General features: G+C 54.2%; 25 protein-coding genes and 1 other annotated feature. Of the genes, 17 read left to right on the top strand and 8 right to left on the bottom strand.

Features of this window, described 5'->3' with window-relative positions; translation table 11 throughout:
* Positions 1 to 11: 11 nt before the first annotated feature.
* The 4 genes from QSK07_RS15465 to hxpB form a co-directional block, all read right to left on the bottom strand.
* The gene (locus QSK07_RS15465) at positions 12 to 602 is read right to left on the bottom strand and encodes a metal-dependent hydrolase (protein ID WP_098050763.1); all 591 of its coding nucleotides are present in this window, start codon (positions 600 to 602) and stop codon (positions 12 to 14) included.
* A gap of 149 nt (positions 603 to 751) precedes the next feature.
* On the bottom strand, positions 752 to 1513 hold the full coding sequence (gene kduD, locus QSK07_RS15460) for a 2-dehydro-3-deoxy-D-gluconate 5-dehydrogenase KduD (RefSeq protein WP_275219557.1): 762 nt from the start codon (positions 1511 to 1513) through the stop codon (positions 752 to 754).
* Positions 1514 to 1530: 17 nt separating this feature from the next.
* Positions 1531 to 2367 carry a 5-dehydro-4-deoxy-D-glucuronate isomerase gene (kduI, locus tag QSK07_RS15455; protein WP_285721889.1) on the bottom strand — a complete coding sequence of 279 codons (837 nt, stop codon included), beginning with the start codon at positions 2365 to 2367 and terminating at the stop codon, positions 1531 to 1533.
* Positions 2368 to 2542: 175 nt separating this feature from the next.
* Positions 2543 to 3211, bottom strand: coding sequence for a hexitol phosphatase HxpB (gene hxpB / locus QSK07_RS15450; protein WP_275219555.1), 669 nt, complete (start codon positions 3209 to 3211; stop codon positions 2543 to 2545).
* Between the two features lie 149 nt (positions 3212 to 3360).
* On the opposite strand from hxpB, the gene QSK07_RS15445 reads away from it, so the two are divergent.
* Entirely contained in the window at positions 3361 to 3897 is a 537-nt protein-coding gene (locus tag QSK07_RS15445; protein WP_098050759.1) for a YniB family protein, read from the top strand.
* Positions 3898 to 3909: 12 nt separating this feature from the next.
* On the opposite strand, the gene QSK07_RS15440 is transcribed toward QSK07_RS15445, so the two are convergent.
* Positions 3910 to 4803 (bottom strand): fructosamine kinase family protein, encoded by an 894-nt coding sequence (locus QSK07_RS15440; protein ID WP_013357677.1) that lies wholly within the window; start codon positions 4801 to 4803, stop codon positions 3910 to 3912.
* A gap of 78 nt (positions 4804 to 4881) precedes the next feature.
* A complete protein-coding gene (ghoS, locus tag QSK07_RS15435) occupies positions 4882 to 5202 on the bottom strand; it encodes a type V toxin-antitoxin system endoribonuclease antitoxin GhoS (protein ID WP_098050758.1) in 321 nt (106 codons plus the stop codon).
* Positions 5203 to 5553: 351 nt separating this feature from the next.
* Here ghoS and QSK07_RS15430 point away from each other — a divergent pair, with 351 nt between their 5' ends.
* The 15 genes from QSK07_RS15430 (at position 5554) to QSK07_RS15360 (ending at position 19382) form a co-directional block, all read left to right on the top strand.
* Positions 5554 to 6315: a DUF481 domain-containing protein gene (locus QSK07_RS15430; protein ID WP_013357679.1), complete on the top strand. Its 762-nt coding sequence runs from the start codon at positions 5554 to 5556 to the stop codon at positions 6313 to 6315.
* A gap of 248 nt (positions 6316 to 6563) precedes the next feature.
* The gene (thrS, locus tag QSK07_RS15425; RefSeq protein WP_098050757.1) at positions 6564 to 8492 is read left to right on the top strand and encodes a threonine--tRNA ligase; all 1929 of its coding nucleotides are present in this window, start codon (positions 6564 to 6566) and stop codon (positions 8490 to 8492) included.
* Between the two features lie 3 nt (positions 8493 to 8495).
* Positions 8496 to 9047 carry a translation initiation factor IF-3 gene (infC, locus tag QSK07_RS15420; RefSeq protein WP_033732471.1) on the top strand — a complete coding sequence of 184 codons (552 nt, stop codon included), beginning with the start codon at positions 8496 to 8498 and terminating at the stop codon, positions 9045 to 9047.
* A gap of 99 nt (positions 9048 to 9146) precedes the next feature.
* Positions 9147 to 9344, top strand: a complete 198-nt coding sequence (gene rpmI, locus QSK07_RS15415; protein ID WP_004157374.1) for a 50S ribosomal protein L35 — start codon at positions 9147 to 9149, stop codon at positions 9342 to 9344.
* 44 nt (positions 9345 to 9388) lie between these two features.
* Entirely contained in the window at positions 9389 to 9745 is a 357-nt protein-coding gene (gene rplT, locus QSK07_RS15410) for a 50S ribosomal protein L20 (protein ID WP_098050756.1), read from the top strand.
* Positions 9746 to 9862: 117 nt separating this feature from the next.
* Positions 9863 to 9988 (top strand) — a sequence feature (Phe leader region).
* Positions 9868 to 9912 carry a pheST operon leader peptide PheM gene (gene pheM, locus QSK07_RS15405; protein WP_106120997.1) on the top strand — a complete coding sequence of 15 codons (45 nt, stop codon included), beginning with the start codon at positions 9868 to 9870 and terminating at the stop codon, positions 9910 to 9912. Its footprint overlaps the feature before it by 45 nt.
* Before the next feature lie 71 nt (positions 9989 to 10059).
* Complete coding sequence (pheS, locus tag QSK07_RS15400; RefSeq protein ID WP_033732472.1) at positions 10060 to 11043, top strand: phenylalanine--tRNA ligase subunit alpha; 984 nt, start codon at positions 10060 to 10062, stop codon at positions 11041 to 11043.
* A 14-nt stretch (positions 11044 to 11057) separates the two neighbouring features.
* Positions 11058 to 13445, top strand: coding sequence for a phenylalanine--tRNA ligase subunit beta (pheT, locus tag QSK07_RS15395; RefSeq protein WP_285721888.1), 2388 nt, complete (start codon positions 11058 to 11060; stop codon positions 13443 to 13445).
* A gap of 4 nt (positions 13446 to 13449) precedes the next feature.
* Positions 13450 to 13752, top strand: coding sequence for an integration host factor subunit alpha (gene ihfA, locus QSK07_RS15390; protein ID WP_003853259.1), 303 nt, complete (start codon positions 13450 to 13452; stop codon positions 13750 to 13752).
* Between the two features lie 201 nt (positions 13753 to 13953).
* Positions 13954 to 14937, top strand: a complete 984-nt coding sequence (gene btuC, locus QSK07_RS15385) for a vitamin B12 ABC transporter permease BtuC (RefSeq protein WP_285721887.1) — start codon at positions 13954 to 13956, stop codon at positions 14935 to 14937.
* A gap of 50 nt (positions 14938 to 14987) precedes the next feature.
* Positions 14988 to 15533, top strand: coding sequence for a glutathione peroxidase (locus QSK07_RS15380; RefSeq protein WP_275219550.1), 546 nt, complete (start codon positions 14988 to 14990; stop codon positions 15531 to 15533).
* Entirely contained in the window at positions 15534 to 16283 is a 750-nt protein-coding gene (gene btuD, locus QSK07_RS15375) for a vitamin B12 ABC transporter ATP-binding protein BtuD (protein ID WP_285721886.1), read from the top strand. It begins immediately after the preceding gene.
* Positions 16284 to 16351: 68 nt separating this feature from the next.
* The gene (locus tag QSK07_RS15370) at positions 16352 to 16810 is read left to right on the top strand and encodes a C40 family peptidase (protein ID WP_013357687.1); all 459 of its coding nucleotides are present in this window, start codon (positions 16352 to 16354) and stop codon (positions 16808 to 16810) included.
* Between the two features lie 294 nt (positions 16811 to 17104).
* Positions 17105 to 17851 (top strand): EAL domain-containing protein, encoded by a 747-nt coding sequence (locus QSK07_RS15365; protein ID WP_285721885.1) that lies wholly within the window; start codon positions 17105 to 17107, stop codon positions 17849 to 17851.
* A 79-nt stretch (positions 17852 to 17930) separates the two neighbouring features.
* The gene (locus QSK07_RS15360; RefSeq protein WP_285721884.1) at positions 17931 to 19382 is read left to right on the top strand and encodes a protein adenylyltransferase SelO; all 1452 of its coding nucleotides are present in this window, start codon (positions 17931 to 17933) and stop codon (positions 19380 to 19382) included.
* A 7-nt stretch (positions 19383 to 19389) separates the two neighbouring features.
* Here QSK07_RS15360 and QSK07_RS15355 read toward each other — a convergent pair whose 3' ends face one another.
* Together QSK07_RS15355 and ppsR are read right to left on the bottom strand one after the other, a co-directional pair.
* The gene (locus QSK07_RS15355; RefSeq protein WP_285721883.1) at positions 19390 to 20436 is read right to left on the bottom strand and encodes a 3-deoxy-7-phosphoheptulonate synthase; all 1047 of its coding nucleotides are present in this window, start codon (positions 20434 to 20436) and stop codon (positions 19390 to 19392) included.
* A gap of 151 nt (positions 20437 to 20587) precedes the next feature.
* Positions 20588 to 21415: a posphoenolpyruvate synthetase regulatory kinase/phosphorylase PpsR gene (gene ppsR / locus QSK07_RS15350; protein WP_098050748.1), complete on the bottom strand. Its 828-nt coding sequence runs from the start codon at positions 21413 to 21415 to the stop codon at positions 20588 to 20590.
* A gap of 434 nt (positions 21416 to 21849) precedes the next feature.
* On the opposite strand from ppsR, the gene ppsA reads away from it, so the two are divergent.
* Positions 21850 to 24231, top strand: coding sequence for a phosphoenolpyruvate synthase (ppsA, locus tag QSK07_RS15345; protein WP_098050747.1), 2382 nt, complete (start codon positions 21850 to 21852; stop codon positions 24229 to 24231).
* Positions 24232 to 24278 lie beyond the last annotated feature (47 nt).

Below are 24278 nucleotides of genomic sequence, written 5' to 3'. Positions count from 1 at the left end.
TTTGTGCGGCTTTATTGCGCAGTATGACTGGAAATTAACCGTCCTACGCCATTTTGTAGCGTATCAAACAGTTGAGCCGGCCAGCCGTTTGCACCAAAAGATGGCATGCCGACCGGGAACCACAGCGCATAGCCTACCAGTCCCAGACACAATGCCCGCTCAAGCTGATTTCCTTTCTGACTGCGCAGAATCGGCAGACGGAAGCGCCAGCGGCATGGCCACAGCAGCGGAACACCGGCGGGCGTCAGCATATCGGCCACAATATGACTGAGGTAGCCTAGCGTCAGACCCTGCAGTACGTCTGCCGGTATCGGCGACGACTGGGGCAGGTTTAACTGAAAAAGCCATAAACCGGCCGCCACTGCCAGCAGACTATGGGTAAAGCCCCGATGGCCGAACGCGCGCGCAATAGGATGAGAAAGCCAGCATAATCGTTGTCCCAGCAGAGATTTAGGGTGATCGATATCGGGCAGAAGGCATGTCAGCAGGGCTGATGGAACGAGATGCCACCAGTCGGCCTGCGCCAGTACGGGTGTCAGCTCAGCACGTTTGGCAAAAATAGCGCTGGCAATGGCAAAAATGATGTGGCCTTCGCCCGTCATGATAGAACCTGGTTGCAAAGAAAGCTGTCGATGCATCCAGTATAGGGATTTATCCAGTAAATGAGAACATGTGACGCTGTAACGAAGCATGAATATTTTTAACAAGGCGAACAGCGTTGAAACACTCTCCGCCCCTGCTGCCAGAAGGATTAACGAGCCAGCCAGCCGCCATCTACCGCCAGCGTATAGCCATTGACGTAGTCAGACGCGGAAGAGGCCAGGAAAACCACCGGGCCCATCATGTCTTCCGGCACGCCCCAGCGTCCTGCCGGGATACGCCCCAGGATCTCATCGCTTCGGGCCTGGTCTTTACGCAGCTGTTCGGTGTTATTGGTAGCCATATAGCCTGGGGCAATTGCATTAACATTAACGCCATGCTGCGCCCACTCGTTCGCCATCAGTCGGGTTAAACCCATGACTGCGCTTTTTGACGCTGTATATGAAGGCACGCGGATGCCACCCTGGAACGACAGCATAGAGGCGATATTGATAATCTTGCCGCCGTTACCCTGAGCAATAAACTGCCGTGCTACCTGCTGTGACAGGAAAAAGACCGTTTTACTGTTGATGTTCATCACATCATCCCAGTCCTGCTCGCTGAAGTTCAGTGCATCTTCACGACGGATAATCCCGGCGTTGTTGACAAGAATATCAATTCTGCCCGCGGCTGCGACCGCCTGCTCAACAACCTGCGACGCAACTTCAGATTTCATCAGGTCAGCCGATATCGACCAGAAACGGCGGCCTAATGCTTCAACTTTACGCTGCGTTTCGTCAGGTTCGAAACGGTTAACGCCGACAATGTCGCAGCCAGCCTGAGCCAGCCCCAGAGCCATACCCTGACCCAGACCGGTATTACAACCGGTCACCATTGCCACTTTGCCTTTTAAATCAAACGTATTCAGTACCATTTATGCTTCTCCTCTGCTTAACGCAGTTCGCTGATTTTGACGTGGTCCATGTCATCAAAGACCTGATTCTCACCCACCATGCCCCAGATAAAGGTGTAACGCTGGGTGCCGACGCCGGCATGGATTGACCAGCTGGGTGAGATGACCGCCTGCTCGTTATGTACCAGCAGATGGCGGGTTTGCCGGGGTTCTCCCATCATGTGGAAGACCGCGCTCTCTTCGCTCATATCGAAGTAGAAATAGACTTCCATGCGCCGTTCATGGGTGTGACAGGGCATGGTGTTCCACAGGCTGCCTTCATCCAGTCGGGTTAAGCCCATGGTGAGCTGGCAGGTGGGCAGCACATCCGGCACGATAAATTTGTTAATGGTGCGACGATTGGCAGTAGCAGCATCACCCAGCGTGGCGGTTGCGGTTTCCTGTAACGTGATCTTCTTATCCGGGAAGGTGCAGTGTGCGGGTGCGCTGTTGTAATAGAATTTAGCGGGCTGGGCCGGGTTCAGGCTGCGGAACAGCAGGTTGCGCGCACCTTTGCCAGTATAAAGCGCCTCTTCATGACCGATCTCCCAGGCTTTACCGTCGACCTCAACCAGGCCCGGGCCGCCAATGTTGATCATGCCCAGCTCACGGCGTTCAAGAAAGTAACTGACGCCCAGCTGCTTTCCCATCTCATTACCGATAGTGACTGGCTTAGTAACCGGCATCACGCCGCCAATGATGATGCGGTCGGTGTGGCTGTAGGTCAGGGTGTAATTGTCAGCGGAAAAAATCGTCTCAATCAGAAAGTCGCGGCGCAGCGCGTCAGTGTCGAGCTGTTTAGCGTGATCGCTGTGAATGCTTTGGCGAACGTCCATCTCAGGCCTCTCTGCAGGTCAGGTTATTCATGCCCCGAATGGGGACGCTTCGGGCATCTTAGGCAGAGCGGGATGGGAATTCAATAAAAATGAAACGATGTTTTATTTTTATGCAGAATAGATCAATCGGCAGACGCAGCGGGCAAAAAAAAGCCCGCTATGTGCGGGCTGTTTATCATCCCTGCAGATGCTGCAGGCTAAGCTGGGTCAGATTGTCCAGCCGGACATCCGCCAGCGCCCAACGCGGGTCGTCGCGATGCTCAGCGGCGGGCACCACAATCGACCGCATGCGGGCCGCTTTGGTCGCGATCATGCCATTAAATGAGTCTTCCAGCGCGACGCAGTTGAGTGGATCAATCGACAGGCTGGCGGCGGCGTTAAGGTAGACCTGCGGATGGGGCTTGCTGTAGGGCAGTGATTCTGCTGAAGCCAGCACATCGAAATAGTGGCGCAGGTTGAAGATCTCCAGCACCTGTTCCAGCATCCTGAGCGGCGATGCAGAGGCCAGGCCGATTTTCATTCCCTGCTGCTGGCAGAGCTGCAGCGCCGTTTCCACGCCAGGCAGAAGCGGCCGCGTCTGATCCACCAGCGTCATGGCGCGCGCAATAATACGGTCAGTAACCTCCTGCTGAGAGGGGCCCTGCCAGGGCAGCGTTTCGTACCACATCCGCACAGTCTGGTCGATACGCAGGCCAAGGGTATCGGGCATTTCACGGCGTCGTGACAGGTCGACGTCCAGCGTTGAAAAGATATCCAGTTCAGCCTGATCCCACAGCGGTTCCGAATCGATCAGTAAGCCATCCATATCAAACAGGGCAGCAAGGACAGGGCGGTGCCAGGTCATCAGCGGTCTCCTTATCAATAAAGTCGGTTTAACCATAACATCATTCTCTGCTGAGGCATGCTTCATCCGATTGACCACGCTTTATTTGGGAAATTTCTTCGTTGGCAGGTAGACTGACGGCAAATTGGATTCCAGGTTCAGGAGATATTATGACCTATCAACAGGCTGGCCGTGTCGCCATCCTTAAGCGCGTGGTGGGCTGGGTGCTCTTTTTAGTGGCACTGCTGTCGACCATTATTTCGTTATTGAGCTTTATGTTTAAGCACAGCGAGAAGCAGCCGGGCATTGACGCCGTCATGCTTGATTTCGTCCATGTCATTGTCGATATGCTGCGCTTCAACACGCCATTCCTGAACGTTTTCTGGCATAACTCGCCGGTACCGGAATTTAATGGTCAGATGAACCTGGGTTTCTGGCTGATCTACATTCTGATTTTTGTCGGGCTGGCGCTGGAATCATCAGGCGCGCGGATGGGACGGCAGGCACGTCACGTCAAAGAGGGCATTGAAGATCAGATGATTCTGGAGCAGGCAAAGGGAAGTGAAGGACGCAGCCGTCAGCAACTGGAAGAGAAGGTGCGCGTTCCTCGTCACACCATCCTCCTGCAGATCTTCCCGCTTTATGTCCTGCCAGTGGTGATAGCGATAGCCGGATATTTTGCGCTGTCGCTGCTGGGCTTTATCTGACCGTGAGCCCCGTCAGGCCGGTCTGGCCTGACGGGTGCCGAGCGCATCCTCATCCAGCAACTGGCCAATAGCGAACTGCGCATCGCCAGGCCAGTGCCCGCCAAACACGTTAGCCCGGTTCAGCAGATAGTAGAGCTGGTAGACCGGCAGACGCTGCGAAAAACCATCCGGCAGGGGCCACACAGCCTGATAACCGTCATAAATCTGGCGGGGCAGGTCAGGGTACCAGCTCAGCATGGCTAAATCGCACTCACGGTCGCCCCAGTAGCAGGCGGGATCGAACAGCCAGGGGCCATTGTCACTGCTGGCGCAGTTAGCGGGCCAGAGATCGCCATGCAGCAGCGACGGCTGCGGATGATGTGACGCAAGCACCCGCTGCACGGAGGCGATAATCAGCTCGGTATCCCCGTACTGAATTCCCTTTTCGGCCGCCAGCTGCAGCTGCCAGCCAATGCGCTGTTCGGCAAAAAAGACCGACCAGCGTCGCAGCCAGCTATTGGGCTGGGGCGTGGTGGTGATGTTGTTGTCGAAATCGAGGCCGAACTGCGTCTGTTCGCTCCACTGGTGCAGGTGCGCCAGCTGCTGACCCAGCTGATATGCACTCTGCTCATCAAGCGGCTGTGGCCTGATGTATTCCAGCAACAGAAAGCTCTCCTCGCGATGATGACCCACACCATACACTTCTGGCACCCGAACCGTGCCGGTGCGCGCCAGCAAGGCGAGCTGGTCCGCTTCCCAGGTAAAAAGCGACAGCATCTCGCGGCTGTTACTTTTGACGAAGACATCGTGATCACCGTAGCGAATATGCCAGGTGGGATGGATATCACCCCCTGCAAGGGCGTGACGTTGAGTGATTTCGGCGTTGCCTAACTGCTCGCTTAACAGACGACTGATGGCTGACCACATAGGGCTATCCTCGTTGTTCGCTGCGTAAGTCCGATGCTGATGCCTGAATGCTCACCAAAACCAGCGTGATTGCACCTTTTATTCTGGCGCTGAGGTGGCGGGGCGATGACCGGCAGTGTCCCGCAGATACTCTTCAAAGGTCATGACAGTCACATCCGGTTTCTGACCCAGGGCGTTTTCACCGGCAGCCGCAACCTGCTGCCGCAGATTTTCAGCGTCCAGCGTACTGACAATGCCATAACTGTTCGTGCCCAGCTCATGGGTATGGCCATTTTCATCGGCCAGCGTGGTGGTGAAACCCGCGGCGGTCATCGCACTGGTCAGCTCCAGGATGTCACTTAATCCCGACTCCTGATAATGAAAGGTCACGACATAGCGGGTCAGGGCAGTGTTGCTCATAAGGCACCTCCGGGAAAGAGAAACTGAACTGAGCGTAGACTATGGTGAAAATTCAGGCGAATTATGAAAGAGATGCTGAGTGTCTGTCGTGACACATAGCGTAAATCAGTGTCAGGAGCCCTGCCCGTGACGTAAAAATCTTTCTGCTGTTACGTCTGGCTTTTCATCCGGGCAGCACTATAATGCGCGACGTTAATAAGATGAGTCCCAATTAACATGGGTTGTCAGGGTGATTCCAGGCATTTTGTGTAAGTTAATAATTTTTTACAAAACTTACCGTAAATTGCATTGAATGCCAGGCAAAACGCTTCAGACTCTCCTTTTTTTAAACAGTCGCACGGATCACATTTAATGAAAGCCTATAACAAGCTGTCTGCTGTTCTTTTACTCTCCGCCGGAGCGTTTTGTCACCAGGCACTGGCCGATAACGCGGTATTCACCTCAATGGATGACCCTTCCACGGCTAAAAAGCCATTTGAAGGTTCTGCTTCTGCGGGATACCTGGCGCAAACCGGTAACACCACCAGTTCATCGCTGACTGCTCAGACTAATATGACCTGGTATCAGTCATCTATGGCCTACAGCTTGTGGGGTAATGCAGCAAATACCTCGTCTAATGATGAGCGCTCTTCAGAGACGTACAACATCGGTGGTCGTTCACGCTATAACCTCAACTCCTATGACTACCTGTTTGGCCAGGCGAGCTGGTTAAGCGATCGTTTCAATGGTTACGATTCACGTGACGTGCTGACTGCCGGTTACGGTCGTCAGATCCTGAACGGTCCGGTGCACTCGCTGCGTGCGGAATTTGGTCCGGGTGTACGTTATGACGACTACCACGCTGGCGGTCATCAGACCAAGGCGCTGGGCTATGGCGCTGTGAGCTATCAGTGGCAGCTGACCGATACCACCAAATTTATTCAGGGCGTATCTGTGCTGAGCAGCTTTGGTGAAGACACCACAGTGAACTCCGAAACCGGCCTGCAGGTCGCTATTAATAGCCACTTCGCGCTGAAGCTGGCTTATAACGTCACCTGGAACAACAATCCGGCTGAGTCTGCGCCAGATCGCACCGATACCAAAACCTCAATCATGCTCTCTTACGCCATGTAAGCGCATTTTTACCTGCGGCATGCCCGGCGGTCTGACACTGTGTTTCAGGCCGCTTTTTTTTGTTCGCTCCATGGCTTAGCGAAAAGGGGATGGTTTTTCTCGTCGGCGAAAACTGCTATCATCTGCTCCGCACTGCGATCCTGGCGACATTCCGACAATGTGGGTCTGATATCACGCCAGGTCACTCATTTTACATTACGTTGCATGTAAGCTTTCGTGTGGCTTACCACTGCAAATAAGGACATGAAATGCCTGTAATTACGCTTCCTGATGGCAGCCAGCGCGTATTTGACCGCCCTGTCAGTGTCATGGATATTGCGCTGGACATCGGTCCAGGTCTGGCGAAAGCCTGTATCGCTGGCCGCGTTAACGGTGAACTGGTTGATGCTGTTGATCCCATTACTGACGATGCCGCCGTCGCGATCATTACCGCAAAAGATGAAGCGGGTCTGGAAATTATCCGTCACTCCTGTGCACACCTCCTGGGGCACGCGATTAAACAGCTGTGGCCGGATACCAAAATGGCAATCGGCCCGGTCATTGATAACGGCTTCTATTATGATGTCGACATCGATCGTACCCTGACCCAGGAAGATATCGACCTGCTGGAAAAACGCATGCATCAGTTGGCTGAAACCAATTACGATGTGGTGAAGAAAAAGGTCAGCTGGCAGGAAGCACGCGACGTCTTTGCGGCGCGCGGCGAAATCTACAAGACCACCATTCTTGATGAAAACATCAGTCATGACGATAAGCCTGGCCTGTATCATCACGAAGAATATGTCGACATGTGCCGCGGTCCGCACGTGCCGAACATGCGGTTCTGCCATCATTTTAAACTGCAGAAGATCTCCGGTGCCTACTGGCGCGGCGACAGCAGCAACAAAATGCTGCAGCGTATTTATGGCACCGCATGGGCTGACAAAAAGCAACTGGCAGCCTATCTGCAGCGTCTGGAAGAGGCGGCGAAGCGTGACCATCGTAAGATTGGTAAGCAGCTGGACCTCTACCATATGCAGGAAGAGGCACCTGGTATGGTCTTCTGGCATAATGACGGCTGGACCATCTTCCGCGAGCTGGAAGTGTTTGTCCGCAGCAAATTAAAAGAGTACCAGTACCAGGAAGTGAAAGGTCCGTTCATGATGGACCGCGTCCTGTGGGAAAAAACCGGGCACTGGGAAAACTATAAAGAAGCAATGTTCACCACCTCATCTGAGAACCGTGAATACTGCATCAAACCGATGAACTGTCCCGGACACGTTCAGATCTTTAATCAGGGTCTGAAATCCTACCGTGACCTGCCGCTGCGTATGGCAGAGTTTGGTAGCTGTCACCGTAATGAGCCATCAGGTGCGCTGCACGGTCTGATGCGCGTTCGCGGCTTTACCCAGGATGATGCACACGTCTTCTGTACAGAAGAGCAGGTGCGTGACGAAGTGAACAGCTGTATCCGCATGGTCTATGACATGTACAGCACCTTCGGCTTTGAAAAGATTGTGGTGAAGTTATCCACCCGTCCTGAGAAGCGTATCGGTACAGATGAGATGTGGGATCGCGCCGAGGAAGACCTGGCTGCTGCGCTGAACGAAAACAACATTGAGTTTGAGTTTCAGCCAGGTGAAGGTGCGTTCTACGGCCCTAAAATTGAGTTCACGTTGTACGATTGTCTTGATCGCGCCTGGCAGTGCGGAACAGTTCAGCTAGACTTCTCCCTGCCAAAACGCCTTGAAGCAACCTACGTGGGTGAAAACAACGACCGTCAGACGCCAGTGATGATTCACCGTGCGATTCTGGGATCGATGGAGCGCTTCATCGGTATTCTTACCGAAGAATTCGCCGGTTTCTTCCCAACCTGGCTGGCACCGCTGCAAGTTGTGGTAATGAATATTACTGACGGACAAGCGGAATATGTTGAGTCTTTGACGCGTAAGCTGCAGAATGCTGGCATTCGTGTGAAGGCAGACTTGAGAAATGAGAAGATAGGCTTTAAAATCCGCGAGCACACATTACGTCGCGTCCCTTATATGTTGGTCTGCGGTGATAAAGAGGTGGAATCTGGCAAAGTTGCCGTTCGCACCCGCCGTGGTAAAGACCTGGGGTCGATGGATGTCGATCTGTTTGTTGAGAAGTTGCAACAAGAGGTTCGCAGCCGAAATCTTCACCAATTGGAGGAATAAAGTATTAAAGGCGGAAAACGAGTACTACCGACGCGTCCGAACAAAATTAACAGTGAAATCCGCGCAACTGAAGTGCGCTTAACGGGCATGGATGGCGAGCCGATTGGCATTGTCACATTACGCGAGGCTCTGGAAAAAGCCGAGGAAGCGGGCGGCGACTTAGTCGAAATCAGCCCGAATGCCGAACCGCCGGTCTGCCGTATTATGGATTACGGCAAGTTCCTCTATGAAAAAAGCAAATCTTCTAAGGAACAGAAGAAGAAGCAAAAAGTTATTCAGGTTAAGGAAATCAAATTCCGTCCTGGAACCGATGATGGCGACTATCAGGTCAAACTACGCAACCTGATTCGCTTTCTGGAAGATGGCGATAAAGCCAAAATCACGCTCCGCTTCCGCGGTCGTGAGATGGCGCACCAGCAGATCGGTATGGAAGTGCTTAACCGCGTCCGTAAAGACCTGTGTGAAGATCTGGATTTGGCCATTGTCGAATCCTTCCCTTCGAAGATCGAAGGCCGCCAGATGATCATGGTGCTCGCTCCTAAGAAGAAACAGTAGGCTTTCAAGTAGCAATGACCGCGCAGCGCTCGCGCTTTGCGGTTATCTGTTCGCCTGTCTGGGTCATGTTATTAACAATGCGAAGTGGATATTTTTAAAATGCCAAAGATTAAAACTGTACGTGGCGCGGCTAAGCGCTTCAAGAAGACCGCTTCTGGCGGCTTCAAGCGTAAACACGCCAACCTGCGTCATATTCTGACTAAAAAATCTACTAAGCGTAAACGTCACCTGCGCCCTAAAGGCATGGTGTCAAAAGGCGATCTGGGTCTGGTTATTGCCTGCCTGCCGTACGCATAAGTAAATTTTTTTCATTCATTCAGAATATTAAACAGGAGAGCTAAATGGCTCGTGTAAAACGTGGTGTAGTTGCTCGCGCACGTCACAAAAAAATCTTAAAACAAGCTAAAGGCTATTACGGTGCACGTTCACGTGTTTACCGTGTTGCTTTCCAGGCTGTTATCAAAGCTGGTCAGTATGCTTACCGTGACCGTCGTCAGCGTAAGCGTCAGTTCCGTCAGCTGTGGATCGCGCGTATCAACGCAGCGGCGCGTCAGAACGGCATGTCTTACAGCCGTTTCATCAATGGTCTGAAAAAAGCAGCTATTGAGATCGACCGTAAGATCCTGGCCGACATCGCAGTATTCGACAAAGTGACATTCTCTGCACTGGTCGAAAAAGCGAAATCAGCCCTGGCGTAAGTCAGATGGAAAAGGGAGCTTGCTCCCTTTTTTATTGCCCGTAACTTACGCAAAAGATTGACATTTCCGTCGCTGAGCTTTTCAATAGACCCCCTGTATCGCATGACAAGGTAACCGCAAGCATGAATGCTGCTATTTTCCGTTTCTTTTTTTACTTTAGCGCCTGACATTTGGGGGCTTTTGCGCATAAGAGAAGAAACGAAAAATCGCGCTAAAAGCCTCCCTCGTGGAGGCTTTTTTGTTTCTGGCGCTAGCATATTGGACCGGCAGGTCCCAACGAGAACTGACCAGCCTGACTGGAAAAAGAGGAAACTATGTCCCAACTCGCAGAACTGGTGGCCAGCGCCACGGCGGCCATCGACGGGGCGACGGATATCGCCGCCCTTGACGCGGTGCGCGTCGAATACCTGGGTAAGAAAGGACATCTGACACTGCAGATGACGACGTTACGCGAGCTGCCAGCAGAAGAGCGCCCTGCAGCGGGTGCGGTAATCAATGAAGCGAAGCAGCAGGTCACCGATCGACTGAATGCCCGTAAAGATGCACTGGAAGCCGCGGTGCTGAATGCCCGTCTGGCTGAAGAGACCATTGATGTCTCTTTACCGGGTCGTCGTATTGAGAATGGCGGTCTGCATCCGGTCACCCGCACCATGGATCGCATTGAGACCTTCTTTGGCGAGTTAGGCTTTGGCGTGGTAACAGGGCCGGAAATTGAAGATGATTATCATAACTTCGATGCGCTGAACATTCCTGCGCACCACCCGGCACGTGCCGATCACGACACCTTCTGGTTCGACGCCACGCGTCTGCTGCGTACGCAGACCTCTGGCGTGCAGATCCGCACCATGCAGGCTCAGCAGCCGCCTATCCGCATTATTGCGCCAGGCCGCGTCTACCGAAATGATTACGACCAGACGCACACGCCGATGTTTCATCAGATGGAAGGGCTGATCGTGGATAAAAACATCAGCTTTACCAACCTGAAAGGCACGCTGCACGATTTCCTGAACAACTTCTTCGAAGAAGATTTGCAGATTCGTTTCCGTCCTTCTTATTTCCCGTTTACTGAGCCATCCGCAGAAGTGGATGTCATGGGTAAAAACGGTAAGTGGCTGGAAGTGCTGGGTTGCGGCATGGTGCACCCTAACGTGCTGCGCAACGTCGGCATCGATCCGGAAGTTTATTCCGGTTTCGCCTTTGGTATGGGCATGGAGCGTCTGACCATGTTGCGCTATGGCGTGACCGACCTGCGTGCTTTCTTCGAAAATGATTTACGTTTCCTCAAACAATTTAAGTAAGGGCAGGATATCCAATGAAATTCAGTGAACTCTGGTTACGCGAATGGGTAAATCCAGCCCTGGACAGCGCTGCGCTGTCTGAACAAATCACCATGGCCGGTCTGGAAGTGGATGGCGTTGATGCCGTCGCCGGTGCGTTCCACGGCGTTGTGGTCGGTGACGTCGTGGAGTGCGGTCAGCACCCGAATGCCGACAAGCTGCGTGTCACCAGAATCAACGTTGGTGGTGATCGCCTGCTGGATATCGTCTGTGGCGCGCCGAACTGCCGTCAGGGACTGAAAGTCGCCGTCGCGACCGTCGGTGCTGTGCTGCCAGGTGATTTCAAAATCAAAGCGGCCAAACTGCGTGGCGAGCCTTCTGAAGGGATGCTCTGCTCGTTCTCCGAGCTGGGTATTACCGACGATCACAACGGCATCATCGAACTGCCTTCTGACGCGCCCGTTGGCACCGATATTCGCGCTTATCTGCAGCTGGATGACAACACCATTGAAATCAGCGTCACGCCTAACCGCGCCGACTGTCTGGGTCTGATGGGTATCGCCCGTGATGTTGCCGTGCTCAACGGCCTGACCCTGAACGTGCCGGAGATGCAGCCGGTCGCGGCGACGCTTAACGACACGTTCCCGATTAAGGTTGACGCGCCAGAAGCCTGTCCGCGCTATCTGGGCCGTGTCGTGAAAGGGATTAACGTTAAGGCGGCGACGCCACTGTGGATGAAAGAGAAGCTGCGTCGCTGCGGTATTCGCTCTATCGATCCGGTCGTCGATATCACCAACTATGTCCTGCTGGAGCTGGGTCAGCCAATGCATGCCTTCGACCTTGACCGTATTGATGGCGGTATCGTGGTGCGCATGGCGGAAGAGGGCGAAAAGCTGACGCTGCTGGATGGCACTGAAGCCACCCTGCAGAGTGATACCTTAGTGATCGCCGATCATCAGAAAGCGCTGGCGATGGCCGGTATCTTTGGTGGTGAACATTCAGGTGTGAACGGCGAGACGCAGAACATCCTGTTTGAGTGTGCGTACTTCGATCCGCTCTCTATCACCGGCCGCGCCCGTCGTCACGGTCTGCATACCGACGCGTCTCATCGCTATGAGCGTGGCGTTGACCCGGCACTGCAACACGTTGCGCTGGAGCGTGCTACTCAGCTGCTGCTGTCTGTCTGCGGCGGTGAAGCGGGCCCGGTTATCGATCAGACTCATCAGTCCGCGCTGCCTGTACCCGCCACGATCACGCTGCGTCGCGAAAAGCTGGACCGTCTGATTGGTCACGTGATTGCGGATGAGCAGGTTACAGACATTCTGACGCGTCTCGGCTGTGACGTGACGGCAGGTGAAGGGCAGTGGCAGGCCGTCGCGCCGAGCTGGCGCTTCGATATGGCCATTGAAGAAGACCTTGTCGAAGAAGTGGCCCGTATTTATGGCTACAACAATATTCCTGATGTACCTGTTCAGGCCGGTCTGGTCATGACCCGTCACCGTGAAGCGAATCTGTCGCTGAAACGCGCGAAAAACCTGCTGGTGGATAAAGGTTATCAGGAAGCGATTACGTATAGTTTCGTCGATCCGAAAATCCAGCAGCTGCTGCATCCGGGTGAAGAGGCGTTGTTACTGCCAAGCCCGATCTCCAGTGATATGTCGACTATGCGTCTGTCACTCTGGACCGGTTTGCTCAGTGCGGTGGTCTACAACCAGAACCGTCAGCAAAGCCGTGTACGTCTGTTCGAGAGCGGCTTACGCTTTGTACCCGATACGCAGGCGGATTTAGGCATCCGTCAGGATCTTATGCTGGCTGGTGTCATCAGCGGCAACCGCGTTGAAGAGCACTGGGATCTGGCGCGTCAGACAGTTGACTTCTATGATTTGAAAGGCGATTTAGAGTCGCTGCTCGATTTAACTGGCAAACTGGATGAGATTAGCTTCCGGGCTGAGGCGAATCCGGCGTTGCATCCGGGACAGAGTGCGGCGATTTATTTGCGTGATGAACATATCGGATTTATCGGCGTTGTACATCCTGAGCTGGAACGTAAGCTTGATCTCAATGGCCGCACCTTAGTCTTTGAACTGCTTTGGAATAAGGTCGCAGACCGCGTCCTGCCTGACGCGCGCGAGATTTCTCGCTTCCCGGCGAACCGCCGTGATATTGCCGTTGTCGTGGCTGAAAACGTCCCTGCAGCAGATATCATTGCGGAGTGTAAGAAAGTTGGCGTAAATCAGGTAGTTGGCGTAAACTTGTTTGACGTGTACCGCGGTAAGGGCGTTTCTGAGGGCTACAAGAGCCTCGCAATCAGCCTGATTTTGCAGGATACCAGCCGGACACTCGAAGAAGAGGAGATTGCCGCGACCGTTGGCAAATGCGTTGCGGCATTAAAAGAGCGATTCCAGGCAACCTTGAGGGATTGAACCTATGGCGCTTACAAAAGCTGAGATGTCAGAGTACCTGTTTGAGAAACTCGGGCTGAGCAAACGCGATGCCAAAGAGTTAGTAGAGCTGTTTTTCGAGGAGGTACGTCGCGCTCTGGAAAATGGAGAACAGGTAAAACTGTCTGGGTTTGGTAATTTTGACCTGCGTGACAAGAACCAGCGTCCTGGCAGAAACCCGAAAACGGGTGAAGATATTCCGATTACTGCGCGTCGCGTAGTAACGTTCCGTCCAGGACAGAAGCTGAAAAGCCGCGTAGAGAACGCTACACCCAAAGAGACTGACTGAATTTCAGCGTTTCAAAAAGGCCGCGCAAGCGGCCTTTTTTCATGGTTTCAGTAAGCCGTTTTCAGAGTCTCAATGAACAGGGATTCTGCTTCCGGTCCCCGTCAATGTTCACGCCACCCCGGAGCTTACCGCCTCATCAGCCTTTCTTTTTTCATCAATCCCTCTACAATCAAATCACTGTTTTCTCAGCTAATCCCGCTTATGTCTCAGCTCGACACGTTCGCGCGCCAGGCCGATCAACGCGGCCAGAAATGGCTGATTGCGCTCGCCCTGATGCTCTCAGTACTGCTCTGTCTCAGCCTCTGTGCCGGAGACAGCTGGATCGCGCCCTCTGCGTGGTTCAGCGATAGCGGACAGCTCTTTGTCTGGCAGTTGCGGCTGCCCCGCAGTCTGGCGGTAGTCCTTGTAGGGGCGTCGCTGGCGGTATGCGGCGTGGTGATGCAGGCGCTGTTTACCAATCCGCTGGCGGAGCCAGGTCTGCTCGGCGTTTCGAACGGCGCGGGTATCGGGCTGGTGCTCGGCGTGCTGCTGGGCAGCGGCTCACTGTGGAGCCTGGGGCTGGCGGCGATGGCCGGTGCGCTGATTATTACGCTTATCCTGCTGTATTTTGCCCATCGTCAGCTCTCGGCCACCCGGCTGTTGCTGACCGGCGTGGCGCTGGGGATTATCTGCAGTGCCATCATGACCTGGGCGGTCTACTTCAGCACCAGTCTCGATCTGCGTCAGCTGATGTACTGGATGATGGGAGGATTCAGTGGCATTGACTGGCGCTATAGCTGGATGATGCTGGCACTGCTGTTGGTGATGCTCGCGCTGGGGGCGACCGGGCCGATTCTCAATCTGCTGGCTCTGGGCGAGACGTCCGCCCGTCAGCTTGGACTGTCACTTTTCTACTGGCGTAACCTGCTGGTGCTGGCGATGGGCTGGCTGGTCGGTATCAGCGTTGCGATGGCCGGTACCATTGGCTTTGTCGGACTGGTCATCCCGCATCTGCTGCGCCTGAGCGGTATCAGCGATCACCGCTATCTGTTGCCGGCATCGGCGCTGGCGGGCGCGGCGGTGCTTCTGGCCGCCGATATCGTGGCGCGTCTGGCCCTGACGTCAGCAGAGTTGCCGATAGGCGTCGTGACGGCGACACTGGGTGCGCCACTGTTTATTATTTTACTGGTGAAATCTTCGCGCTAGCTTCGGCTGGCTACTCTGCATCCACAACCGCATCCATTACAGGAAAAAGCATGAACATTTATCAGACTGAACTGGTTACGCTCGACGGGGAAAAAACCACGCTATCACAGTGGCAGGGCAACGTCCTGCTGGTCGTCAATGTTGCTTCGAAATGTGGTCTGACGCCGCAATATGAAGAGCTGGAGAATCTGCAGAAAGCCTGGCAGGATCAGGGCTTCAGCGTCCTCGGTTTCCCCTGCAATCAGTTTCTGGAGCAGGAGCCGGGCAGCAGTGAGGAGATCAAAACTTTCTGCAGTACCACCTATGGCGTGACGTTCCCGCTGTTTGCCAAAACCGAGGTTAATGGCCCGGCGCGTCATCCGCTCTATGCGCAGCTGATTGCGGCCCGGCCTGACGCGGTGCGTCCGGAAGGCAGCGGCTTTTACGAGCGTATGGAGAGTAAAGGACGCGCGCCGAAAGAGCAGGGCGACATCCTGTGGAACTTTGAAAAGTTCCTGATTGGCCGTGACGGCAGTGTAATCCAGCGTTTTGCACCTGACATGGCCCCGGAAGATCCCATCATACTGGAAACGATTAAACAGGCGCTGGCAAAATAGATGCTGTTGCGCGTGCAACAGGCCGCCGTCCCCGGACGGCTGCTGCCACTGACCGGCGAGCTTGCCGCCGGTCAGCTGCTGCACATTGCAGGCCCGAACGGAGCCGGTAAAAGCACCTTACTGAGTGTCATTGCGGGGCTGCAATCCGCCTCCGGCACGGTGTTGCTGGATGAACAGCCACTGAGTAACTGGAACGGCGCGGCACTGTCCAGGGTGCGCGGCTGGCTGCCACAGCAGCAGGCCCCACTGAGTCAGATGCCGGTCTGGCACTATCTGCGTCTGCACCTGAAGCCGGCGGGGCCACAGGCCGATGCCGGTCTCAGCATGCTGCTGCAGCGGCTTAAGCTGCAGGATAAGTTATCGCGTTCACTGACCCGGCTCTCCGGCGGGGAATGGCAGCGCGTCCGGCTGGCAGCCGTCTGTGCCCAGATCGATCCTGACATTAATCCCTGTGGGCGGCTGCTGATTCTTGATGAGCCGTTGACGGCGCTGGATATCGGCCAGCAAAAAGCGGTGGACGATCTGATTGCGGCACTGTGCGCGTCGGGTGTGAGTGTTGTCGCCAGCAGTCACGATCTTAACCACAGCCTGCAGCAGGCAGACAGGGTCTGGCTGATGGATAGCGGGCAGGTGATCGCGCAGGGCGAACCTTCAGAGGTTCTGACGCCACAGCGTCTGACACCGCTCTACCAGATTGCTTTCCGGCAGATTGAACTTGAAGGACGCACGCTGCTGACCGTCTTGCCCTGACACTTGCTACCTGGCGGGCTTTACCGCTACATTATGCCGGTTGCAACTTCTGATAAGGACATTTGGCGATGCGCCTGGGTTTGCTGATTTTAGTTCTGTTGCTGACGGGATGCAGTCATCACGCACCGCCGATTAATGGCCGTCTTTCCGATTCAATCACCGTGATAGCGGAACTGAACGATCAGCTCGGTCACTGGCGCGGTACACCTTATCGTTATGGCGGCATGAGTCGTAACGGCGTTGACTGCTCCGGCTTCGTCTATCTGACCTTTCGCGATAAATTTGCCCTGCAACTACCGCGCACCACTTCAGCCCAAAGCGATATTGGCACCCGCATCAGCAAAGATGAACTGCTGCCAGGCGATCTGGTCTTTTTCAAAACCGGACGCGGTGAAAATGGCCTGCATGTGGGCATCTATGATACCGATAACGCTTTTATCCACGCCTCGACCAGTCAGGGTGTCATTCGCTCCTCACTCGACAATGTCTACTGGCGAAAAGTGTTCTGGCAGGCTCGCCGTATTTAACAGCAGGCTTGCGAAATCAGACTTAAGTCCAATTTAAAATAGAGTTAAAACAAAGGATAAAAGTTTTATTTTAAATGAACGTTCAGGGCGAAGGTTTTAATAAAAAGAATAATGGCTGATTCGATTCCACTAATAACCGGTGTTTTATCACCTGTATTTGGCTTAAGCGTGATCGGCTGTTGCCAAACGGCAATGGAAGCGTAAAGAAGGTCGTCTCTTCAATGATTTGGCACTATTGCCTGCGGCTGACCATTACTATACGATATCAACATCGCCGCATATTCTGGCATTAAAATGAACATTCATCTTTCGGCCGACTATCAGTCGGAAATCTGGTTTTATCCTGTCTGTGATGTTGACGGACAGCTGACCGCTGTCGAGCTGGTTACGCAGTTTGTGCATGAAAGTGCGCCCATCACCCTGCCACAGGATCTGCTGCTTCCCCAGCTTGATGAGTCGCAGCAGTTGCGCCTGCTGCAAAGCCAGATTGGATTGCTGGAGCAGCATCGCGGATTATTTGAAGCGCATTCCGTGTCAGCCTTTATCCGTATTGATGAAGGCATGGCGCGGACACTGCTTGCCAGTGAATTAGTCATGCGAAAAATAAAACAGCTGCCCTTCATTCTGTTGAATATCACTGAAACGTTTCCGCATCTCAAACTGGGCAAAAATAATCCGCTGCTGGCGAGCCTGCATGCTGAATTTAATTTAGCGCTTTCACATTTTGGCGCGGGCAGAACACCCTCTAATGCGGTCTACGATAATTTATTCAGCTGCATCTGTCTGGATAAAGAGTTTATTCACTCCCTGGCAAAACGCGCTTCGTTTGTGCCATTTATTCAGAGCATTATCGATAATTTCCGCGCCCATTGTGACCGGCTGATTATTTGCGGCATTGATGACGAGGTGCTGTTCAGGAAAGTCAGCCAGCTGAGCGGTACCGAGTTTCAGGGTGCGCTCTTCCCGGTGGCAAAATCTGACGCACTGCATTCACTGCTCTGTGCCGACGAGCGCATGCCATCCTCTCAGCATCCCGGCTGACAGAACCTGTTAATCCCTGCTATCAGCGTTACACTAAAGGACTAACCTACGTATCGCTGAATATCGCATGGGAGAAACAATGTCCGCAGGCAAGGCCTCTTTTGACAACACCTGGTTCCGTGAGCTGACCGGGTGTTATACCGCGCTAAACCCCACGCCGCTGGCAGGCGGACGTCTGCTGTATTACAACGCACCGCTTGCAACCTCAATGGGGCTGGATAGCGCGCTCTTTGAAGGTCGCGGTCACGATGTCTGGCACGGTGCGGCACAGCTGCCCGGCATGCAGCCGCTGGCGCAGGTATACAGTGGTCATCAGTTTGGTGTCTGGGCGGGTCAGCTCGGTGACGGACGCGGTATCCTGCTGGGTGAACAGCGTCTGGATGATGGCAGCAAACTTGACTGGCATCTCAAGGGGGCAGGCCTGACGCCTTATTCCCGAATGGGCGATGGTCGTGCCGTAATCCGCTCCAGCGTCCGTGAGTTTCTCGCCTCGGAAGCGCTGCACCATCTGGGTATTCCCACCACGCGCGCACTCACTCTGTCGACAGGCGATGAGCCGGTCTACCGCGAAACCACTGAGCGTGGCGCGATGCTGATGCGCATTTCACCCAGCCACCTGCGTTTCGGCCATTTCGAGCATTTCTTTTACAGCCAGCAGCAGGAGAAAGTGCAGCAACTGGCTGACTACGCCATCCGCCATCACTGGCCGCATCTGGAAGGGGAGGCGGACCGCTATCAACAGTGGTTTACCGACATTGTGTTACGCACCGCGCGCCTGATTGCGTTGTGGCAGAGCGTGGGCTTTGCGCATGGCGTCATGAATACTGACAATATGTCGATTCTGGGCCTGACCATCGACTATGGCCCGTTCGGTTTTCTGGATGATTATCAGCCTGACTTTATCTGTAATCACAGCGACTATCAGGGGCGCTACAGTTTTGAAAATCAGCCGATGATTGGCATGTGGAATCTCAACCGTCTGGCACATGCGCTGTCGGGTCTTCTGACCACTGAGCAGTTGCGGATGGCGCTAAGCGCCTATGAACCTGAACTGATGCGGGTCTGGGGTGAAAGGATGCGGGCAAAACTTGGCCTGCTGACACAACAGAGCAGCGACAATCAGATTCTGACCGATCTGCTGGCGCTGATGACGCAGGAGCAGAGTGATTACACCCTGACGTTCCGGCTGCTGAGTGAAACCCAACAGGCTGAAAGCCGCTCACCGCTGCGCGACGAGTTCATCGATCGTGAGGCATTTGATGGCTGGTATCAGCGTTATTGCAATCGTCTCATGGATGAGCAGGTTAGTGATGAAGAACGGCAGGCTGTGATGAAGGCGGCAAATCCGGCTGTAATTCTGCGTAACTATCTGGCGCAGCAGGCGATTGAAGAGGCGGAGCGGGGAGAGCAGGGGACGCTGGCTCGTCTGCATCAGGCGTTACAGCAGCCCTTCAGTGATGAGACAGCCGCTGAGTATCGTCAGCGGCCGCCAGACTGGGGCAAAACCTTAGCGGTGAGCTGCTCCAGTTGATTCAGACTCAGAGGCGATGAGAAACCGCCTCGGCCAGCAGGGCGAGCACCTGTTCGCTCTCCTTCCAGCTGAGGCAGGGATCGGTAATTGACTGGCCGTAAACCAGCGGTTCACCGCTTACCACTTTCTGATTGCCTTCTTCCAGGAAGCTTTCAATCATCACACCGGCAACGGCCCGCGATCCTGCTTTAATCTGCTCTGCTACCTCTGCCGCCACATCCATCTGACGACGATGCTGCTTCAGACAGTTGCCGTGACTGAAGTCGATCACCAGCTGCTCGGGCAGATTAAACGCCGACAGACTCTCTGCGGCGGCGGCAACATCACTGGCATGATAGTTTGGCTGTTTACCGCCTCGAAGGATCACATGACCATGCGGGTTGCCACTGGTCTGATAAATAGTCATCTGGCCCAGTTTATCCGGCGACAGAAACATATGGCTGGCGCGAGCGGCGCGAATCGCATCCACCGCGATCTGCACGTTTCCATCGGTGCCGTTTTTAAAGCCGACCGGGCAGGAGAGGGCCGAGGCCATTTCGCGGTGGATCTGGCTTTCAGTGGTACGTGCGCCAATCGCGCCCCAGCTGATCAGATCGGCAATAAACTGGCCGATCACCATATCCAGAAATTCCGTGGCGGTGGGCAGGCCCAGCGCGTTAATATCAATCAGCAGCTTACGGGCGATGCCGATACCCCGGTTCACATCGTAGCTGCCATCCAGGTCCGGATCGGAGATTAACCCTTTCCAGCCTACGACGGTGCGAGGCTTCTCGAAGTAGGCACGCATCACAATCTCCAGCTGACCTTCATAGCGGCTGCGTAACGCGTTCAGACGCGCGGCATACTCCAGGGCTGCTTTCGGGTCGTGCAGCGAGCAGGGCCCGATCACTACCAGCAGGCGGGGATCCTCACCCGTCAATATACGGGCGATACGTTTACGGGCAGCGGTGACGTTGTCGGCAATCGCCGCGGAGACAGGATGTTCAGCCGCCAGACTGGCGGGGGTAATGAGACTACCAATGCGTGCAGTACGCAGTTCGTCAGTTTTGTTCATGAGTTTCTCGAAAACGGTTCTTCGCAGCGGTGAAATACCGGGAAGTGATGGTGGTCACAATAAACCATTAGTCTGCGAATTCAACCCGTGATTTGATAATGAAATCAAAACCCACGGCAGCGGCACTTTACATCTTCGACCCGATTCCCCATCAGTACATACGGCGCGTCAGGCCCATGATGTCGAGAATTTTGGTGGCAATCTCTTCGACCGAGTAGTTAGTGCTGTTGAGATAGCGGATCTGATGGGTGCGAAATAGCGCTTCAACTTCGCCTACTTCCAGCCGGCACTGACGCATTGAGGCGTAGCGGGTATTTTCCGCCCTTTCCTGCCGTATCGCTGCCAGCCGTTCCGGATCGATGGTCAGCCCGAACAGTTTATTCTGATGGGCACGCAGCGCGGGCGGCAGTTTAAGATTATCCATATCGTCGGCAATAAAGGGGTAGTTGGCGGCACGAATACCAAACTGCATCGCCAGATAGAGGCTGGTGGGTGTTTTGCCACAGCGCGAGACGCCCAAAAGAATGACCTGCGCATCTTCCAGCCCGCGCAGCGAGATGCCGTCATCATGCGCCAGGGCGTAATCGATCGCCGCAATACGTGCGTCATATTTCCCCAGATTACTGGCGTCCAGTCCGTGGGTGCGGTGTGCCACCGGCGCTGGCGATAAGCCCAGCTCCTGCTGAAGGGGAGCCACCAGCGCCTGCACGATATCCTGACAAAAACCCTCACTCTGAACGATAATGTCGCGCACCTCTGGCGTGACAATGGAGAAGAACACCAGTGGCCGTATACCGCTCTGCTGATAAAGCGCGTTAATCTGGGCTTTAACCGCCAGCGCCCGCTGGACGTTTTCTACAAATGGCAACGTCAGGCTGGTGATATTGACCGGAAACTGCGACAGCACCGCATGGCCCAGGACTTCAGCCGTAATCGCTGTACCATCGGAGATATAAAAAACGCTTCTGTCAGTTGTCATAATGAATTCTGCCTCGCCAGGAGTGAGTCATCAGCATGAGCGATGCGACTCAATAAATCATCTCTGATTTCAATTTCTGGAATGCCTGTCCGGATTATTTGTCTGCATTTTCATCACGCTAATAAAAATGAAAAAGAGTTTCGATGCGCCGGAATTCTTTTAAACGGCAATCGGGCCATAAATCGCCCTGCGTCTGTTGCGCAACAAAACAGAGTGTTTAAGTAGCTGAAAATCTGCCATTTCCTGCCGCATCAATCAGTTAGGGGAAAATAGCGACGTTGCGCAACTGCAAAATAATCCGCTCACAATTCCGAAACTGCGGCTGAAATTCTGCTTTAACGATTCAACAGATCGTTATTGATGGGGTGATATGCCAGGCTAAAACAGCTCACTTTCTGTGTCCATTCATTGATAATTGATTAAGGATAAGCGCGATGTCCACTCAGGAACAGCCACTGGTGCTCTGGTATAACCAGCTTGGTATGCATGATGTTGATCGGGTAGGCGGCAAAAACGCCTCCTTAGGTGAAATGATAACGAATCTTTCGTCGCTGGGCGTTTCCGTGCCCAATGGTTTTGCGACCACGTCGTACGCCTTTAACCTGTTCCTCGATCAAAGCGGGCTGAACCAGCGAATTTATGCGCTGCTGGATGAGACGGATATTGATGATGTTGATGCGCTGGCAAAAGCGGGTAAACAGATTCGTCAGTGGGTGGTGGAAACGCCGTTTCTGCCGGAACTGGAATCCGCCATTCTGGACGCTTATCAGCAACTCTCTGCCGATGATGCGGCCGCGTCGTTTGCCGTCCGCTCCTCTGCCACCGCCGAAGATATGCCCGACGCCTCCTTTGCCGGCCAGCAGGAAACCTTCCTGAATGTGCAGGGTATCGACGCCGTTATGGTAGCGGTTAAGCATGTCTTTGCTTCACTGTTTAATGACCGTGCTATCTCCTACCGCGTGCATCAGGGCTACGACCATCGTGGCGTAGCGCTCTCTGCGGGCATACAGCGTATGGTGCGTTCGGACCTGGCCTCGTCAGGTGTGATGTTCACCATTGATACCGAGTCCGGCTTTGATCAGGTGGTCTTCATCACTGCCGCCCTGGGACTGGGTGAGATGGTGGTGCAGGGCGCTGTTAACCCGGATGAGTTCTATGTTCACAAGCCAACGCTGGCGGCCGATCGTCCCTCAATCGTGCGTCGGAACATGGGTTCGAAAAAGGTACGTATGGTGTATGCCGATTCTCAGGCGCATGGTGAACAGGTACGCATCGAAGATGTGCCTGAGGCCGAACGCGACCGATTCTGCCTGAACGATGAGGAAGTGCAGGCGCTGGCGAAGCAGGCAGTGTTGATTGAACAGCACTATCAGCGGCCGATGGATATTGAGTGGGCCAAAGATGGACACACCGGTAAGCTGTTTATTGTTCAGGCGCGTCCTGAAACCGTGCGCTCAAATGGCCAGGTGATGGAGCGTTATACGCTGCAGGGTCAGGGCAGCGTCGTCGTTGAAGGGCGTGCTATCGGTCATCGTATCGGCGCTGGCGTGGTGAAGGTCATTCACGATATCAGCGAAATGAACCGCATTGAAAAAGGCGATGTGCTGGTGACGGATATGACCGACCCGGACTGGGAACCGATCATGAAAAAAGCATCAGCAATTGTCACTAATCGCGGTGGACGAACATGCCATGCGGCGATCATCGCGCGTGAGCTGGGTATTCCGGCGGTAGTAGGCTGTGGCGACGCCACCGATCGGCTGAGAGAGGGCCATCAGGTCACCGTCTCCTGCGCCGAGGGCGACACCGGCTACGTCTATGATCAGCTGCTCGACTTCGACGTCACCAGTTCGCAGGTCGATTCGCTGCCTGAACTGCCGCTGAAGATTATGATGAACGTGGGTAACCCCGACCGTGCTTTTGATTTTGCCTGTCTGCCGAACGAAGGTGTTGGCCTGGCGCGGCTGGAATTTATTATTAACCGAATGATTGGCGTCCACCCGAAAGCGCTGCTTGAATTTGATCAGCAGACGCCGGAATTGCAGCAGCAGATCCGTAAAATGATGAAAGGATTTGATAATCCGGTGGAGTTTTACATCGCTCGCCTGACAGAGGGAATTGCCACGCTTGGTGCGGCATTTGCACCGAAACGCGTAATTGTCCGACTTTCCGATTTTAAAACCAATGAATATGCCAACCTCGTTGGCGGTGAACGCTATGAGCCGGAAGAAGAAAACCCGATGCTCGGATTCCGTGGCGCAGGTCGCTATGTAGCGGATAACTTCCGCGACTGCTTTGCGCTGGAGTGTGAAGCGGTAAAACGCGTTCGCAACGATATGGGCCTTACCAACGTCGAAATCATGGTTCCGTTTGTGCGCACTGTGGATCAGGCGCAGGCCGTGGTGGAAGAGCTGGCCCGTCAGGGGCTGAAGCGCGGTGAGAACGGGCTGAAGATCGTCATGATGTGCGAGATCCCGTCAAATGCACTGCTGGCAGAGCAGTTCCTTCAACACTTTGATGGTTTCTCAATTGGCTCCAACGACATGACCCAGCTGACGCTGGGGCTGGATCGCGATTCCGGCGTCGTCTCCGCGCTGTTTGACGAGCGTAACGAAGCCGTAAAAGCACTCCTCTCCATGGCGATCAGGGCCGCGAAGCAACAGGGTAAATATGTCGGAATCTGTGGTCAGGGGCCGTCCGATCATCAGGATTTTGCCGCATGGCTGATGGAAGAGGGCATTGATAGCCTGTCGCTGAACCCGGACACCGTAGTGGAAACGTGGGTGAGTCTGGCACAGTTAAACAAAACCGCCTGACAACGCTTACAGAAATGATGAAAGGCCCGCACTGCGGGCTTTTTTTT

It is taken from the genome of Pantoea sp. QMID4 (assembly GCF_030270445.1).
Lineage (GTDB): Bacteria > Pseudomonadota > Gammaproteobacteria > Enterobacterales > Enterobacteriaceae > Pantoea > Pantoea vagans.
The sequence above is the reverse complement of the archived record's forward strand: the minus strand, read 5'-3'. Positions and strand labels throughout refer to the sequence as shown.